The sequence below is a fragment of the Kitasatospora sp. NPDC032121 genome (assembly GCF_055580145.1).
In genome coordinates, this window is record NZ_JBVILX010000003.1 from 694413 (window position 1) to 709021 (window position 14609).

A 14609-nucleotide genomic window follows, 5' to 3' on the forward strand; every position below is an offset into this window, starting at 1 on the left:
GCTCCTTCGCGTCCCGGCCCGCTCAGCGCGGCTCGCCGAACCACCGCGCCAGGGCCGCCGCCGGCTCGCCCGCGCCCGTCGTCCACACCACGTGGCCGTCGGGGCGCACCAGCGCCGGGGCGGAGACCCCGTCCGGCGCGACGGCGGTGGCCACCCGGTCGGCCCAGCCGGCCGCGAGGTCGGTGAGCGGGAGCCCGTCCGCGCCCTCGGGCACCAGCAGGAGGCCCCTGCCGTCGTGGGGCAGCGGAGCGGGGTCGGGGATCCGCCGCCCGATCAGCGGGTGGGTGTCCTGCCCGTCGTCCGCGCCCGGCACGGTGACGGCGTAGCGCACGTCGACGCCGGTGACCAGTTCGACCAGGTGGCGGTTGACGTCCTCGAATCCGGCCAGCCGCGTCACCAGCGCGCGCACCCCGGCGGTGCGCCCGGGCGGCTCCATCAGGGCGAGCTGGGCGTCCAGGGCGGCCCTGGCGCGTTCGCCCTCCGGGTGCCGTTCGTCGTGGTAGCTGTCCAGCAGCCCGGGCGGCGCCCATCCGTTGACCTGGGCGGCCAGCTTCCAGCCGAGGTTGACGGCGTCCTGGAGGCAGGTGCTCAGCCGCAGCCCGCCGAGCGGGAAGAAGGAGTGGGCGGCGTCGCCGGCCAGCAGCACCCGGCCGTGGCGGTAGCGTTCGGCGTTGCCGCTCACACTGGTGAACCGCTCGGCCCAGCGCAGTCCGCGCGCGGGCAGCTCCCGCCCGGTCAACTCCTTGATGTCGGACTGGAGTTCGGGAAGCCCGACCGGGCCGTCGGAGCCGGCGGCCGGGCCGAGACCGGTGGTGATCACCCGCAGCAGGTCGGGGCCCGCGGGGGCGCCCGAGTAGACCCCGCCGGAGTCCACGTAGTGCGCGCCCAGGTGGTTGGGGGCCAGCTGGGCGAAGTCGACCTCGACGTCGCCGACGCTGCCCGCGACGGTCCACCCGCTGCCGGGGAAGGGGATGCCGGCGAGGCGCCGCACCGCGCTCTGCGTGCCGTCGGCACCGACCAGGTAGGAGGCGGTGAGTTCGCCCTCCCGGCCGTCCGCGCCGCGCAGCCGCAGCGTCACCGGGCCGTCCCCGGTGCCGGTGTCCAGCCCGGTCAGTTCCTGGCCGCGCCGCAGTTCGACCCCGAGCTCGCGGGCGCGCTGCTCCAACAGCGCCTCCAGCCGGTTCTGCGGGACCAGCAGGCCTCGGACGGGCTGCGGGTCCAGCAACTCGGGGTGCAGCCAGATCAGCGAGAAGTGGGCGCCCGGGAGCGGTATGCCCTGCCCGCGCAGCCGGTCGCCGAGGCCGCGCTGGTCGAGCAGTTGCATCACGGCCGCGTTGACGGCCTGTCCGGGGGCGTGTTCGGCGGGTTCGGTGCGGCGGTCGAGGACCACGGTGCGCACCTTCGCCAGGGCGAGCTCGCAGGCCAGCATCAGCCCGGTGGGGCCGGCGCCCACCACGACGACGGGGTCCGCGGCGCTCTCGGGATGGTCAGGGGCGGCAGTGGCGGTCACGGGGTCATCCTTTCCGCAGCAGGGGGATCACGGGGGCGAAGTCGTGCAGGGCCGTGGCGAGGAGCGCGTAGGAGGTCAGCCCGTACCGCTCGCGGTGCGCGCGGACCTGCCCGGCGATCTGCCGGTGGGTGCCGATCAGCAGCGTGGGCAGCTCCAGGAGTTCGGCCGTCGACAGATGGGCGGCGAAGCCGGACTCCCGCAGCGCCTCGGCGGCCGCGCGCCGGTCGCCGGTGACGACGACCCGCTTGACGCCGACGTTCAGCTCCGGGTCCCGGCCCAGCTGCGCCGCCCGCTCCCGTACGGTCGCCACCCGCCGCGCGAACTCCTCGGGGGAGTGCAGGACGAAGCCGCCGCCGGGCGGCAGCGAGGCGCCGATGAAGCAGACGGTGTCGGCGTGGCGGGCGGCGAGTTCGAGCTCGGCCGGGTCGTCGGCGCCGAGGAGCAACGGTGGCCGGGGGTGCTGGAGCGGCCGGGGACGGTGGCCGGGGTCGGGCAGCAGCCGCTGGAGCGTCTCGACGGTGTCCGTGAGACGGGCGAGCTTCTGCGTCGCGTCCAGGTGGGCGGTCCGGGTGCTGGCGGTCTGCCCGGAGTGCAGGCCCACCTCCAGGCGCCCGCCGGTGATCCGGTCCGTCCCTGCGATCTCCCGGGCCAGGACCTCCGGGTCCCACAGCGCGGTGTTGACCAGGTAGGTGGCCACCCGCAGCCGGGTGGTGGCCGCGGCGGCGGCCACCAGGGAGGGGAACGGCGCGGTCATGCCGAGGTGGTCGGTGGTGGCGAGCAGGTCGTAGTCCAGCCGCTCGGCCTCGGCGGCGATGCCCGGCCAGTCCGCCTCCGGGTCGATCGCCGACACCAGGAAGCGCAGCGGGCGGTCGGCGGCCACGGCGTTCACCCGCCCTCGCCGGGCCGGGAACCGCCCCGGCCCGGCATCCGCCCGCGGCCGCGCAGCAGGGCCAGGGCCGCGCCGAGCACCGCCCGCTGCGGGCCGTGGCCGCCGATCATCTCCAGGGCCGAGCGCAGGCTCCACAGCCGGGACTCGGCGACGTGACCGGGGGAGCCGTGCACGTCGTCGTGGGCCAGCAGCCGCAGTCCGCGCACGTGACGTTCCAGCAGCAGCCGGTCGCCGGGCGGGATGATCTCGTCGCGCTCGCTCGCGATGTACGCCAACGGCACGTCCAGGCGGGCCAGTTCCGCTTCGCTCAGGCCCCAGTCGGAGATGTGCCCGAGGACCGATCCCGGCTCCCGGCCGGTGAGGTGGGCCAGGGTGTCGACGGTGACCCGGGGGATCCGCGGCCGCCAGTCGGGATCGGCGAAGAAGTCGCGGACCGGGGCGCCGGCGGTGACGATCCCGCGCACGCGCTTGTCCTCCAGGGCGGCGCGCAGGGCGAGATGGCCACTGAAGCTCATCATCACCGCGTAGCTGCGGGAGACGTCGGCGCGCCCCTCCAGGGCGTCCAGCAGCTCGCTGACCATCCGGTGGCTGTCGGCCGTGTAGCGCCAGGTGTTCTCGCCGACGCCGGGCATCTCGGTGGCCACGGCGGCCACGCCCAGCCGGGCGGCCCGGGCCAGGATCGGGCCGAACTGCTCCTTGACGCTGACGATGCCGCCGCTGAACAGCAGCAGCGGGGGCAGCTCGCCCGAGCCCGCCGGGTCGAGCCCGGCCGCCCAGCACCGCACCCGGCCACCGGACAGCTCCAGGTCCAGCCGTTGGATGCCGGCCCGCTGCCCGAGCCGCCAGCGGTCGAAGGAGGCGACCGTCAGCTCCTGGGCCTCGGCCCGCGCCGGGCCGTCCACGTACGGGAAGCGGGCGATGTTGAAGTACCGGCCGGCCGACAGCTCCCGCCCGGCGCGCTCCTCGACGGTGCCGGCGGCCGTCCACTCCCGGGCCCAGGAGCCGGGCTCGCCGTCCAGGTCGTGCCCGATCCGGCCCAGCACCCGGCGCGACGCGTCCTGCGGGATGCCGAGGATCCGGGCGTGGACCTCCACGAACCGCCTCAGCTCGGTGACGTCGTTCATGCCGTCTCCTTCTCCTTCTCGGCGCAGTAGCCCTCCAGCAGGTCCTTGACCTCGGTGAGGATGTCGGCGGCCTCCGCGCCGTCGATCACCCGGTGGTCGAAGGTGAGGTTGAGCCGCATCACCGGGGCGCCGGTCACCTCGCCGTCCCGGACCACGGCGCGGTCGGTGATGCGGCCGATCCCGAAGGTGAGCGTGGTGCCGCCCACCGAGTGGAAGCCGTCCACCGCGCGGTGGCCGAGCGAGGTGACCGCGAAGGTCCCGAAGAAGCGGGGGTGACGCACCAGCGAGCGCACCGCCCGGCGGTAGGCGGCGCGGGCGATCGGGCCCGGCAGCCGCTGCAGCAGCAGCATCGGCGCGAACTCCGGCATCGACACCGGATCGCCGTCCCGGTAGCGCTCCAACTGGTACTGGATGTCGGGTAGTTCGGCCCGCTGGAGGTCGGGAAGCACCGCCGAGACGACCACCCGGCGCCCGCCGATCCGCTTGTCCAGCGTCACCTTCCCGGCCACCTCGCCGTAGCGGGCCACCCGGGGCCGCAGCCGCCCCCGGATCGCCGCGTTCGCCTCCGGGTGCGCGGCCAGCACCCGGGCGGCCGCGTGCAGCACGTAGGTGACCACCGACAGCCGACGCACGTCACGGTGCTCCTCCCGGTGGGCGAGCACCCCCGACATGTCGACCTCGGTGTCCAGGTGCACCGGTGAGAACGGGCGGATCTCGTCGAGGAACAGGAGCGTGTGGCGCCGTTCGCGTGCGATGGCCGATATCTGCATGGGCGCCAATGTCGGCAGTCGGGCCTAAGGGCCCCTTAGCGCGCTCTAAAGACCGCGGGACACCGCCGACGAGCGGGCGCAAGACCTGCTTTAGAGGCCCGAAAGCCCACCGGCACAGCCTGGCCGGGACCCCCGTACGCCGCCGCTCGCAGGAGTTTTCCGGACATGTCCCACCCCACCACTGTGAGTCTCACCGACGACCCCGCGTCGCTGCCCGACTTCCCGCAGCAGCGGCACTGCCCGTACCAGCCGCCGCCGGGCTACCGCGAACTGCGCCGCACCGAGGGCCCGGTGGTGCGGGCCAGGCTGTACGACGGCCGGCCGACCTGGGTGGTGCTCGGCCACACGGAGGCCCGTGCCCTGCTGATCGACCCGCGGCTGTCCTCCGACTGGAGCCGCCCGGACTTCCCCTCGCCCAGCCCCCGGCGCAAGGCCATCCAGAAGGCGACCATCCTGGTCGGCATGGACGGCGAGGAGCACGCCTCCTACCGGCGGCGGCTGATCTCCTCGTTCTCGGTGCGCCGCACCCGCGAGCTCGGCGAGGCGATCCAGCGCCGCTCGGTCGAACTCGTCGACGCGATCCTGGAGCAGGGGCCGCCGGCCGACATCCTCAGCGCGCTGGCGCTGCCGCTGTCCTCGTACACCATCTGCGGCATCCTCGGCGTGCCCTACGAGGACCACGACTACTTCGAGGCGCAGTCGGCGGCACTGGTCTCCCCCCAGGTCTCCGAGGAGCAGGCCACCGAGGCCCTGATGAACCTGCGCGGCTACCTGACCTCCCTGGTGGAGCGCAAGGAGAAGGAGAAGGTGCCCGGCGACGGCCTGCTGGACACCCTGGTCTCCCGCGACCTCGCCGACGGAACGCTCTCGCGCGACGACGTCATCCGGCTCGGCATCATCCTGCTGATGGCCGGTCACGAGACCACCGCCAGCATGATCACGCTCAGCACCTTCACCCTGTTGCAGAACCCCGAGCAGCTGGCCGCCTTCCGCGCCGACCCGGCCGGCGGCGCGCTCGCCGTCGAGGAACTGCTGCGCTACCTGTCGATCGGCGACGTCGCCATGCGCATCGCCGCCGAGGACATCACCGTCGGCGGCGTCACCCTGCGCGCGGGCGACAGCGTGATGCTCTCCACCGCCGAGATCAACCGCGACCCGGCGGCCTTCGAGCGCCCCGACGAGCTCGACCTGACCCGCGGCGCCCGCCACCACCTCGGCTTCGGCTTCGGCGTCCACCAGTGCATCGGCCAGAACCTGGCCAGGGCCGAGATGGAGAGCGCGCTCACCACGCTGTTCACCCGGATCCCGGGGCTACGGCTGGCGGTGCCGCCCGAGCAGGTCGAGATCAAGCCCGCGCAGAGCGGCGTCCAGGGCATCTACGAACTCCCCGTGGCCTGGTGAGCGCCGTGCGGATCGTCGCCGACCCCAAGCGCTGCGTCGGAGCGGGCCAGTGCGTGCTCACCGTCCCCGAGGTGTTCGACCAGGACGAGGACGGCATCGTCGCCCTGCTCACCGACGGCACCGCCCCCGCCGCCGACCGCGACCGGCTCGACCAGGCCGCCCGGCTCTGTCCGGCCGCCGCGATCACCCTGCAGGAGGAGGAGACGGAGGCCGACCCGGCATGAGACGCCACCCCGGCCGCGCCCGACGCGCCCGTCCGGCCGCCCTCCTGGCCCTGCTCGTCGCCGCCGCCACCGCCTGCGCCCCCGGCACCGGAGCCCGCTCCGGTGCCGGGGGCGGGCGGATCGTCTACGCCGTCGACTCCCAGCCGGACTGCCTCGACCCGCAGGTCAGCCCGTACGACATCACCGCCGTGATCGACCGGAACATCTTCGACTCGCTGGTGTCCACCGACGCCGACGGCCGGCTCCGGCCCTGGCTCGCCACCTCCTGGCAGGTCTCCGACGACGGCCTGGAGTACACCTTCCGGCTGCGCGAGGACGTCCGCTTCCACGACGGCACCCCACTCACCGCCGACGCCGTCAAGGCCACCCTGGACCACACCGTCGCCCCGGAGACCAAGTCCCAGTACGCGGCCGGGCTGATCTCCATGTACCGGGACACCACCGTGGTCGACCCGTACACCGCGCGGATCGCCCTGACCAGGCCGTACCCGCCACTGCTCCAGCTGCTGTCCACCGCCGTCTTCGGCATCCAGTCGCCCACCGCGCTGCGCGCCGACCAGGGCCGCACCTGCGGGCACCCGGTCGGCAGCGGCCCGTTCGTGTTCACCGACTGGGCCCGCAACCGCCGGATCGTCCTCGACCGCAACCCCGCCTACCAGTGGGCCCCCGAGGACGCCGGCCGCACCGGCCCCGCCCGGGCCGAGGGACTCACCGTGGAGTTCGTCCCCGAAGCCGCCTCCCGCTTCGGCGCGCTGAGTTCCGGCCAGGTCGACATCGCCGCCGCCATCCCGCCCGGCAGCATCAGCCGACTCGCGCACGCCGACGGCTTCCGCTTCCTCCAGGCCCCGCAGCCCGGCGCGCCCTACCTGCTGCTGCTCAACCCGCGCCGCGCGCCGCTGGACGACCTACGGGTCCGCCAGGCCCTCCAGTACGCCGTCCGCTACGACGACCTGGTGCGCGCCCTCTACTCCGGCCGCCACCAACGGGCCTGGGGCGTCCTGTCCCCGGCCACCCCCGGCTACAACCCCGCCGTCGAGGGCGCCACCCCGTACGACCCCGGACGGGCCGCCGCCCTGCTCGACGCGGCCGGCTGGACCGGACGCGACGACGCCGGCTACCGCACCCGCGACGGCAGGCGCCTGAGCATCGAGTGGCCGTACATGACCAGCCTGATGCGCGACCAGCGCGTCCTGCTCGCCCAGGGCATCCAGGCCGACGCCCGCCGGGCCGGCATCGAGATCCGCCTCACCGCCCACGAACCCGGCACCTACCTGAAGAAGGCGCTCTCCCGCGACGCCGACATCCTCGCCTTCAGCTGGAACCGCGCCGACCCCGACGTCATGCGCACCTACTTCGCCTCCGACCAGACCGCGGACAAGGGCGGGTCCAACGCCTTCGGCGTCTCCGACCCCGAACTCGACGCCTGGCTCCGGGAAGCCTCCGCCACCTCCGACCGGGCCCGGCGCGACGCCCTCGACGGCCAGGCCCAGCTCCGGATCCAGCAGCAGGCCTACGCCCTGCCCGTCTACGCCCCCACCACCCTGGTCGGCGCCGCCGACCGGGTGCGCGGCGTCACCTTCGACGCCCAGGCGTACCCGCGCTTCTACGACGCCCGGCTGGAGGGATGACCCCGTGACCGCCCCGCTGCGCTGGCTGCTGCGCCGCCTCGTCCTGGCCGCGCTGGTCGTCCTCGGCGCCGCTCACGCCGTGTTCTTCGCGTTCCGGCTGCTGCCCGGCGACCCGGTCCGCAGCGTGCTCGGCTCCACCAACCCGACCCCCGAACTCGTCGCCCAGGTGCGCCGCGAACTCGCCCTCGACCAGCCACTGGTGGTGCAGTACGGGCGCTTCATGGGCCGCCTGCTCACCGGCGACCTCGGCGAGTCCTACCAGCTCCAGCAGCCGGTGGGCCAGGTGATCGGCAGCCAGCTCTGGCCGACCCTCCAACTCGCCCTCGCCGCCTTCGTGCTGGCACTGCTGCTCGCCCTCGCCACCGCCGTGCTCACCGCCGACCGGCCGCGGGCCCGGCGGTTGAGCTCCGCGCTGGAGCTGTTCGCCGCCTCCAGCCCCGCCTTCGGGATCGGAGCGGTACTGCTGGCCCTGTTGTCCTACCGGCTGCGCTGGTTCCCCGCGATGGGCGGAGGCGGCATCTCCGGCCTGGTGCTGCCCGCCGTCACGCTCGCCGTGGGCATGGCCGGGGTGTTCACCCAGGTGCTCCGCGAGGAGCTCGAACGCGTCCTCGACCAGCCCTTCGTCCTCACCGCCCGCGCCCGGGGCGGCGCCGAACTCGCGGTCCGGCTGCGGCACGCGCTGCGCCACGGCCTGATCCCGCTGGTCACCCTCGCGGGCTGGGCCGCCGGGGCCCTGTTCGGCGGTGCGGTCGTGGTCGAGACCGTGTTCAGCCGCCAGGGGCTCGGCCAGCTCACCGCCACCGCCGTCCAGGGCCGCGACCTGCCGGTGGTCACCGGGGTCGTGCTGCTGTCCGCGACGGTCTTCGCGCTGATCAACGTGGCCGTCGACGTGCTGTACCGGGTGATCGACCCCCGGATCGCCGAGAGGAGCACCGGATGACCACCAACCGACTGCCGGTCGGGGCCGCGGCGCCCGTCACCCGTCGCCGCCCGCTCGCACGCCTGCCCCGCACCGGGGCCGGGACGGCGCTCGCCTGGGCCCTGCTCGTGCTGGTGCTGCTCGCCGCCCTGGCCCCCGACCTGCTCGCCGGGCAGGACCCGCAGGCCATCGACCCCGCCGACGCGCTCTCCGGACCAAGCCGGCCCCACTGGCTGGGCACCGACCAGCTCGGCCGCGACCTGTTCAGCCGGATCGTGCACGGCGCCGGCGCCTCACTGCTGATCGGCCTCGGCGCCACCGCCCTCGCCCTGGTCGGCGGGGCGCTGCTCGGTGTGCTCGCCGCCACCGCCGGCCGCGCCGTCGACCGGGTGCTGTCCCGCCTCACCGACGTCCTGATGGCCTTCCCCGGCCTGATGCTCTCCCTCATCGTGGTCGCCCTGCTCGGCCCCGGCAGCGCCAACGCCACCCTGGCCATCGGCGCCTCGCTGCTGCCCGGCTTCCTGCGCCTGGCCCGCGGCCAGGCACTCGCCGTGCGCGCCGGCGACTACGTACGGGCGGCCGTGGTCATGGGCCGCGGCCGCGCGGACATCCTGCTGCGGCACGTCCTGCCCAACGCCCTGCCGCCGCTGCTGGTCCTGGCCACCGTCAACACCGGCAGCGCGATCATCGCGGGCTCCACGCTCAGCTTCCTCGGGCTCGGCCCGAAGCCGCCCGCGCCCGAGTGGGGCAGCATGCTCTCCGAGGGCCGCGACCACCTCGACACCGCCTGGTCCGTCGCCGTCTTCCCCGGACTCGCCATCACCCTCACGGTCGTCGCCGTGACGGTCGTCGGCCGGGACCTCCAGCGGCGACTGGACGGAAAGGGACGGCCGTGACCGCACCCGACCGAACCGCCCCGCTGCTCGCCGTCGAGGACCTGAGGATCTCCTTCGGCCGCGGCCGCCGGCGCACCGACGTCGTCCACGGCGTGGACCTCGACCTGCGGCCCGGCGAGTGCCTCGCCCTGGTCGGCGAGTCCGGCTCCGGAAAGACCCTCACCGCCCGCGCCCTGGTCGGACTGACCGGCCCCGGGGCGAGCGTCACCGCGCGCCGCCTCGACTACGACGGACAGGACCTGCGCGCCCTCGGCGCCCGCGAGTGGCGGCGACTGCGCGGCGCCGGGATCGGACTGGTCTCCCAGGACGCCCTGGTGTCCCTCGACCCGCTGCGCCGGGTCGGCGACGAGGTCGCCGAGCCGCTCGCCGTCCACGGCATCGGCACCCGCCGGGACCGCCCGCAGCGCGCCGTGGAACTGCTGCGGGAGGTGACCGTGCCCGAACCCGAGCTGCGGGCCCGGCAGTTCCCGCACCAGCTGTCCGGCGGCCAGCGCCAGCGGGCCCTGATCGCCGCCGGGATCGCCGCCGCACCGCGGGTGCTGATCGCCGACGAACCGACCACCGCCCTCGACCCCTCCGTACGGGCGCAGATCCTCGACCTGCTCGCCGAGCGCCGGGCCACCGGCATGGCGGTCCTGCTGATCAGTCACGACCTCGCCGCGGTGGCCAGGCTGGCCGACCGGATCGCGGTGATGCGCGCCGGCCGGATCGTCGAGACCGGGCCCACCGGGGAGCTGCTGGCCGCGCCCCGGCACCCGTACACCCGGATGCTGCTCGACGCGGTGCCCACCGGCTGCCGCCCGGCCGAGGCGACGGCACGGGTCGGCGAGCGGGTGGTGCTGCGCGCCGAGGGGCTGACCAAGGCCTACCCCGCGACCGGCGGCCGCCGGGCCGGCACGGTCAGCGCGCTGGACGGGGTCTCGCTGGAACTGCGCGAGGGCGAGACCCTCGGCATCCTCGGCGAGTCCGGCTCGGGCAAGACCACGCTCGGCCAGACGGTGCTCGGCCTGCTGGAACCGGACGCCGGACAGGTGACCCTGCTCGGGCAGCCGTGGTCCGGGCGCGGCGAGGCGGCCCGCGCGGCGCTGCGCGGGCGGATCCAGCTGGTGCAGCAGGACCCGCTGTCGTCCTTCGACCCGCGCTGGACGGTGGAGCGCATCGTCGCCGAGGCCCTGGGCGCCCCCGGCCGCCGGGCCGCCCGCCGCCACCGGGCGCGGATCGCCGAACTGCTCGCGCTGGTGGGGCTGGACGAGGGCCTGCTGGAGCGCCGGCCCCGGCAGCTGTCCGGCGGCCAGCGCCAGCGGGTCGCGATCGCCCGGGCGATCGCCCCCGAACCGGAGGTGATCGTCTGCGACGAACCGGTCTCGGCGCTGGACGTCTCCGTCCAGGCCCAGGTGCTGGACGTGTTCGCCGAGGCCCAGCGCCGCCTCGGGGTGGCGCTGCTGTTCATCTCCCACGACCTCGCGGTGGTGCGACGGATGAGTGACCGGGTCGCGGTGATGCGGGCGGGCCGCATCGTCGAGACCGGGGCCACCCAGGAGGTCTTCACCGCCCCGAGGGACCCGTGGACCGCCCACCTGCTGGAGGCGATCCCGCCGCTGGACCCGATCCGCCCCTGACGGCCCGCGCCCGAGGACCGACCCCGGGCGCCCCACCGCTGACCACCGGAACGCACCACCCGAACGACGATGGAGAGCCGCACATGAACGACACTGCCGGTCCGATCCTGTCCGTCCTGGACACCGTGCCCGTCTGGTACGGCGTCCCGGCGGCCGACTCGCTGCACCAACTCCTGGAGCTGGCGCCCGCCGTGGAGCGCCTCGGCTACCGCCGGTACTGGCTGGCCGAGCACCACAACATGCCCGCCTTCGGCACCTCCACCCCGCCGGTGCTGATCGGGCAGCTGGCCGCCGTCACCTCCACCCTGCGCGTGGGCTCGGGCGGCGTGATGCTGCCCAACCACACGCCGCTGGTGGTGGCGGAGCAGTTCGCCACCCTCGACGTGTTCCACCCGGACCGGATCGACCTCGGGGTCGGCCGGGCGCCGGGCGGGGAGCCGGCCACCGCCCGGGCGCTGCGCCGCACCGGGGACCCGGCCCACGCCGGCGCCTTCGGGGAGCAACTCGTCGAGCTGATCGACTACTTGACCCCGTCCGGGGACGGTGAGCGCCCCGCGGTGGCGGTCTCCCCGCCGCCGCAGCGCCCGGTGCCGGTCTGGCTGCTGGGCACCAGCGAGTCCAGCGCCTCGCTGGCGGCCCGCCTGGGGCTGCCGTACGCCTTCGCGCACCACCTCAACCCGGCCGGGACGGCGGCCTCGGTGGCCCGCTACCGGGCGGAGTTCCAGCCCTCGGAACGGCTGGCGCAGCCGTACGTGGCGGTGTCCTCGCAGGTGGTGGCCGCGGACTCGGACGAGGAGGCGCAGTGGCACGCCGGTCCGATCCGGGTCGCCCACGTGGAGGGGCGGATCAACCCGCTGACCCTGTTCCGCACCCCGGAGCAGGCGGCGCGGTACAGCCTGACGTCAGCTCAGCAGGATTATCTGGAGGGTCACTTCGCCACCCAGGTGGTCGGCGGTCCGCAGACCGTCCGGCGCCGCCTCGCGGAGTTCCGGGCCGAGGTCGGCTTCGACGAACTCCTGGCGGCGACACCGGTGTTCGGCCTGCAGGCGCGGATCCGGTCGTTCGAGCTGCTGGCCGAGGCGGCTCAGCCGGCCACGGACTCGTCCGGCTTGAGCCCGGCCAGCTCGGCCAGCAGCTCGTAGGAGCGCACCCGCTCCTCGTGGTCCTGGACCACGGAGAGCACCATGAGCTCGTCGACGGCGGTCGCCCGGACGAACTCGGTGACCTTCTGCCGTACGGTCTCCGGCCCGCCGAAGATCTGGGCGTCGAACATCTGGTCCACCACCAGGCGCTCCTGGGGCCCGCAGACGAAGGAGGAGGCCTCCTCGACCGGAGGGAAGAGCGGGTTCATCCCGCGCAGCGACTGGGCGGTGATCATCCGCAGGGGCGTGCTGAGCAGCTCGCCCCTGCGGTCGTCCTCGGCCACCGCGCCGAAGACGGCGACCATCGAGTACGGCTCGCTGAGGTACTGCGAGGGGCGGAACTCGGCGCGGTAGGCCTGGAGCGCGGCCACCGAGCCGTGCGGCGAGAAGTGGTGGGCGTAGGCGAAGGGCAGGCCCAGGCTCGCGGCGAGCTGGGCGCTGTAGCCGCTGGAGCCGAGCAGCCAGACCGGCACCGACAGTTCGGCGGCCGGGACGGCGGTGACCTGGCCGGGCCTGGCCGCCGCGGCCGGGGCGCCGCCGGGCGGGGCGAAGTGGTTCAGCAGCTCGTGGACCTGGGCGGGGAAGTCGCCCGCGCCCAGCGGGCCGGCCTGGCGGCGCAGGGCGCGGGCGGTGATCGGGTCGGTGCCGGGGGCCCGGCCGAGGCCGAGGTCGATCCGGTCGGGGTTGAGGGCGGCGAGGGTGCCGAACTGCTCGGCCACCACCAGTGGCGGGTGGTTGGGCAGCATGACGCCGCCGGCGCCGACCCGCAGGCGGGTGGTCGCGGCGGCGATCTGCCCGGCCAGGATGGCGGGCGAGGAGGTCGAGAGCGACGGCATGTTGTGGTGCTCGGCCAGCCAGAAGCGGTGGTAGCCGAGCCGTTCCACGGCCTGCGCGAGGCGCACGGAGTTGCGCAGCGAGGTCGAGGCCGTCGACCCCTGCCAGACGGGGGCGGTGTCCAGGACCGAGAGCTTGATTCCCAAATCGGAGGTCATGGCGAACAGAATATGGGGACTGTCCCCACTTTTCAACGCCAGCTGTCCGTCCTACAGTTGAGAGGGGAGGGAGCCCTCGGTCCGGGACGGGTTCAGGCGGCTGCCGGCGCCCGCAGGGTGATCGGCCGCCGCACCTCGCCCCGGCCGCTGTCCAGCAGGATCTGGTCGTGCAGCTGGTGCAGCTGGCGGCAGGGCGCGATGCCCAGCTCGCGGTCCAGCACCGACCGCACCCGGTGGAACACCTGGAGCGCGTCGGCCCGGCGGTCCGAGCGGTAGAGCGCCAGCATCAGTTGCCGGTGGAAGGCCTCGATCAGGGGGTGCTTCTTCACCAGCGTGTACAGCGGGCCCACCAGTTCCCGGTGCCGGCCCAGCATCAGATCCGCCTCGTTGCGCATCTCGATGCACTCCAGTCGGGCCTCCTCGGCCCAGGTGGCGAACTCGTCGACGATCGCGCCACCGCGCAACTCGCCCAGCGCCCTGCCGCGCCACAGGGACAGGGCCTGGTCGCAGTGGGTGGAGGCCTCCGCGTACCGGCCGTCCCTGATCGCGGACCGGCCCAGCCGCACCAGCCGCTGGAAGTCGTCCGAGTCCAGGCTGTGGCCGTCGAGCCGGAGCACGTAGCCGGGGTGGCGGGTGACGATCGGCGTGGCCGCCGTCCCCGGCCGCTTCAGCAGCTTGCGCAGCTGCGATATGTAGACGTGCAGCGTCGCCGTGCCGCGGCGGGGCAGTGCGTCGCCCCAGATCTCGTGGCACAGCTGGTCGGTGGACACCACGTCGTCCGCGCGCACCAGCAGGGCGGCGAGCAGGGACTCCACCTTGGGTGCGCTGATGCCGAAGACGTTCTCGCCGTCGGTCATTCGCAGGCTGCCCAGAATCTCGAATCGCATTGTCTGTCCTTCGTGGGGGGATTCGCGTGACCGATGGGCTCAGCGCGACACTGAGCCGTATCGCCCGTCGAGATAGACCAGGGGCCGCGCTGTGCCGCCCTCGACCGCGTGCACCGGCTGACCGATCACCAGGGTGTGGTCGCCGGCGGGCAGGTCGTACACCTTGCGGCACACCAGCGCGGCGGGCACGTCCTCCAGCAGCGGCACCCCGTAGGGGCCCGGGCGCCAGGCGGTGGGCGGCGCGAAGCGGTCGATGCCGCTGCGGGCGAAGGTGGTCGCGAGCTCCTGCTGGTCCTCGGCGAGCAGGTGCACCGCGAGGTGCTCGGCCGTGCACACGGCCGCCCAGGAGGAAGCGGTGCGGCCGATGCCGAAGGAGATCAGCGGGGGCGTGGAGGACAGGGACGCCAGTGAGGTGGCGGTGAAGCCGACCGGCTTCGCGCCGTCGGAAACCGTGATGACGGCCACACCGGCCGGATGGCGTCGGAATACCCGGCGGAAGGCGTCGGCGGCGATGGGCTCGCCGTCCGCGAGGCCCGTGGGCGAACAACTCCCGGAAGCCTGCCAGACATGAAGACCGGAAACCTGACTTTGACCCATATCATTCGCCC

At 74.5% G+C, this 14609-nt stretch carries 14 protein-coding genes; 7 read left to right on the forward strand and 7 right to left on the reverse strand.

Annotated features, from left to right (window positions below):
- Positions 1-22: 22 nt before the first annotated feature.
- From ACZ5OX_RS13885 to ACZ5OX_RS13900, 4 genes are read right to left on the reverse strand one after another with little or no spacing between them, the layout of a single operon-like run.
- Positions 23-1510 carry an FAD-dependent monooxygenase gene (locus tag ACZ5OX_RS13885; protein WP_465630095.1) on the reverse strand — a complete coding sequence of 496 codons (1488 nt, stop codon included), beginning with the start codon at positions 1508-1510 and terminating at the stop codon, positions 23-25.
- A 4-nt stretch (positions 1511-1514) separates the two neighbouring features.
- Positions 1515-2390 carry a TIGR03621 family F420-dependent LLM class oxidoreductase gene (locus tag ACZ5OX_RS13890; protein ID WP_465630096.1) on the reverse strand — a complete coding sequence of 292 codons (876 nt, stop codon included), beginning with the start codon at positions 2388-2390 and terminating at the stop codon, positions 1515-1517.
- A gap of 5 nt (positions 2391-2395) precedes the next feature.
- Positions 2396-3523, reverse strand: a complete 1128-nt coding sequence (locus ACZ5OX_RS13895) for an alpha/beta hydrolase (RefSeq protein WP_449810237.1) — start codon at positions 3521-3523, stop codon at positions 2396-2398.
- Complete coding sequence (locus ACZ5OX_RS13900) at positions 3520-4293, reverse strand: 2-oxo acid dehydrogenase subunit E2 (RefSeq protein WP_449810236.1); 774 nt, start codon at positions 4291-4293, stop codon at positions 3520-3522. Before ACZ5OX_RS13900 ends, ACZ5OX_RS13895 begins: the two co-directional genes overlap by 4 nt.
- A 165-nt stretch (positions 4294-4458) precedes the next feature.
- Here ACZ5OX_RS13900 and ACZ5OX_RS13905 point away from each other — a divergent pair, with 165 nt between their 5' ends.
- The 7 genes from ACZ5OX_RS13905 to ACZ5OX_RS13935 all read left to right on the forward strand — a co-directional run bounded on the left by ACZ5OX_RS13905 (position 4459) and on the right by ACZ5OX_RS13935 (position 12122).
- Complete coding sequence (locus ACZ5OX_RS13905) at positions 4459-5694, forward strand: cytochrome P450 (protein WP_449793383.1); 1236 nt, start codon at positions 4459-4461, stop codon at positions 5692-5694.
- On the forward strand, positions 5691-5918 hold the full coding sequence (locus tag ACZ5OX_RS13910) for a ferredoxin (RefSeq protein WP_392925169.1): 228 nt from the start codon (positions 5691-5693) through the stop codon (positions 5916-5918). The genes ACZ5OX_RS13905 and ACZ5OX_RS13910 overlap by 4 nt, the downstream gene beginning before the upstream one ends.
- On the forward strand, positions 5915-7546 hold the full coding sequence (locus tag ACZ5OX_RS13915) for an ABC transporter substrate-binding protein (RefSeq protein ID WP_465630097.1): 1632 nt from the start codon (positions 5915-5917) through the stop codon (positions 7544-7546). Before ACZ5OX_RS13910 ends, ACZ5OX_RS13915 begins: the two co-directional genes overlap by 4 nt.
- 4 nt (positions 7547-7550) lie before the next feature.
- Positions 7551-8486 (forward strand): ABC transporter permease, encoded by a 936-nt coding sequence (locus tag ACZ5OX_RS13920; RefSeq protein WP_449793380.1) that lies wholly within the window; start codon positions 7551-7553, stop codon positions 8484-8486.
- Positions 8483-9361 carry an ABC transporter permease gene (locus tag ACZ5OX_RS13925; protein ID WP_465630098.1) on the forward strand — a complete coding sequence of 293 codons (879 nt, stop codon included), beginning with the start codon at positions 8483-8485 and terminating at the stop codon, positions 9359-9361. Before ACZ5OX_RS13920 ends, ACZ5OX_RS13925 begins: the two co-directional genes overlap by 4 nt.
- Positions 9358-10980 (forward strand): dipeptide ABC transporter ATP-binding protein, encoded by a 1623-nt coding sequence (locus ACZ5OX_RS13930; RefSeq protein ID WP_465630099.1) that lies wholly within the window; start codon positions 9358-9360, stop codon positions 10978-10980. Before ACZ5OX_RS13925 ends, ACZ5OX_RS13930 begins: the two co-directional genes overlap by 4 nt.
- Positions 10981-11063: 83 nt before the next feature.
- Positions 11064-12122 carry an LLM class flavin-dependent oxidoreductase gene (locus tag ACZ5OX_RS13935; RefSeq protein ID WP_465630100.1) on the forward strand — a complete coding sequence of 353 codons (1059 nt, stop codon included), beginning with the start codon at positions 11064-11066 and terminating at the stop codon, positions 12120-12122.
- Here ACZ5OX_RS13935 and ACZ5OX_RS13940 read toward each other — a convergent pair.
- The 3 genes from ACZ5OX_RS13940 to ACZ5OX_RS13950 all read right to left on the reverse strand — a co-directional run bounded on the left by ACZ5OX_RS13940 (position 12065) and on the right by ACZ5OX_RS13950 (position 14598).
- On the reverse strand, positions 12065-13114 hold the full coding sequence (locus ACZ5OX_RS13940; RefSeq protein WP_465630101.1) for an LLM class flavin-dependent oxidoreductase: 1050 nt from the start codon (positions 13112-13114) through the stop codon (positions 12065-12067). The two genes, ACZ5OX_RS13935 and ACZ5OX_RS13940, sit on opposite strands and share 58 nt — an antisense overlap.
- 92 nt (positions 13115-13206) lie before the next feature.
- Positions 13207-14001 carry an AfsR/SARP family transcriptional regulator gene (locus ACZ5OX_RS13945; RefSeq protein ID WP_465630102.1) on the reverse strand — a complete coding sequence of 265 codons (795 nt, stop codon included), beginning with the start codon at positions 13999-14001 and terminating at the stop codon, positions 13207-13209.
- 39 nt (positions 14002-14040) lie between these two features.
- Positions 14041-14598, reverse strand: a complete 558-nt coding sequence (locus ACZ5OX_RS13950; protein ID WP_465630103.1) for a flavin reductase family protein — start codon at positions 14596-14598, stop codon at positions 14041-14043.
- Positions 14599-14609 lie beyond the last annotated feature (11 nt).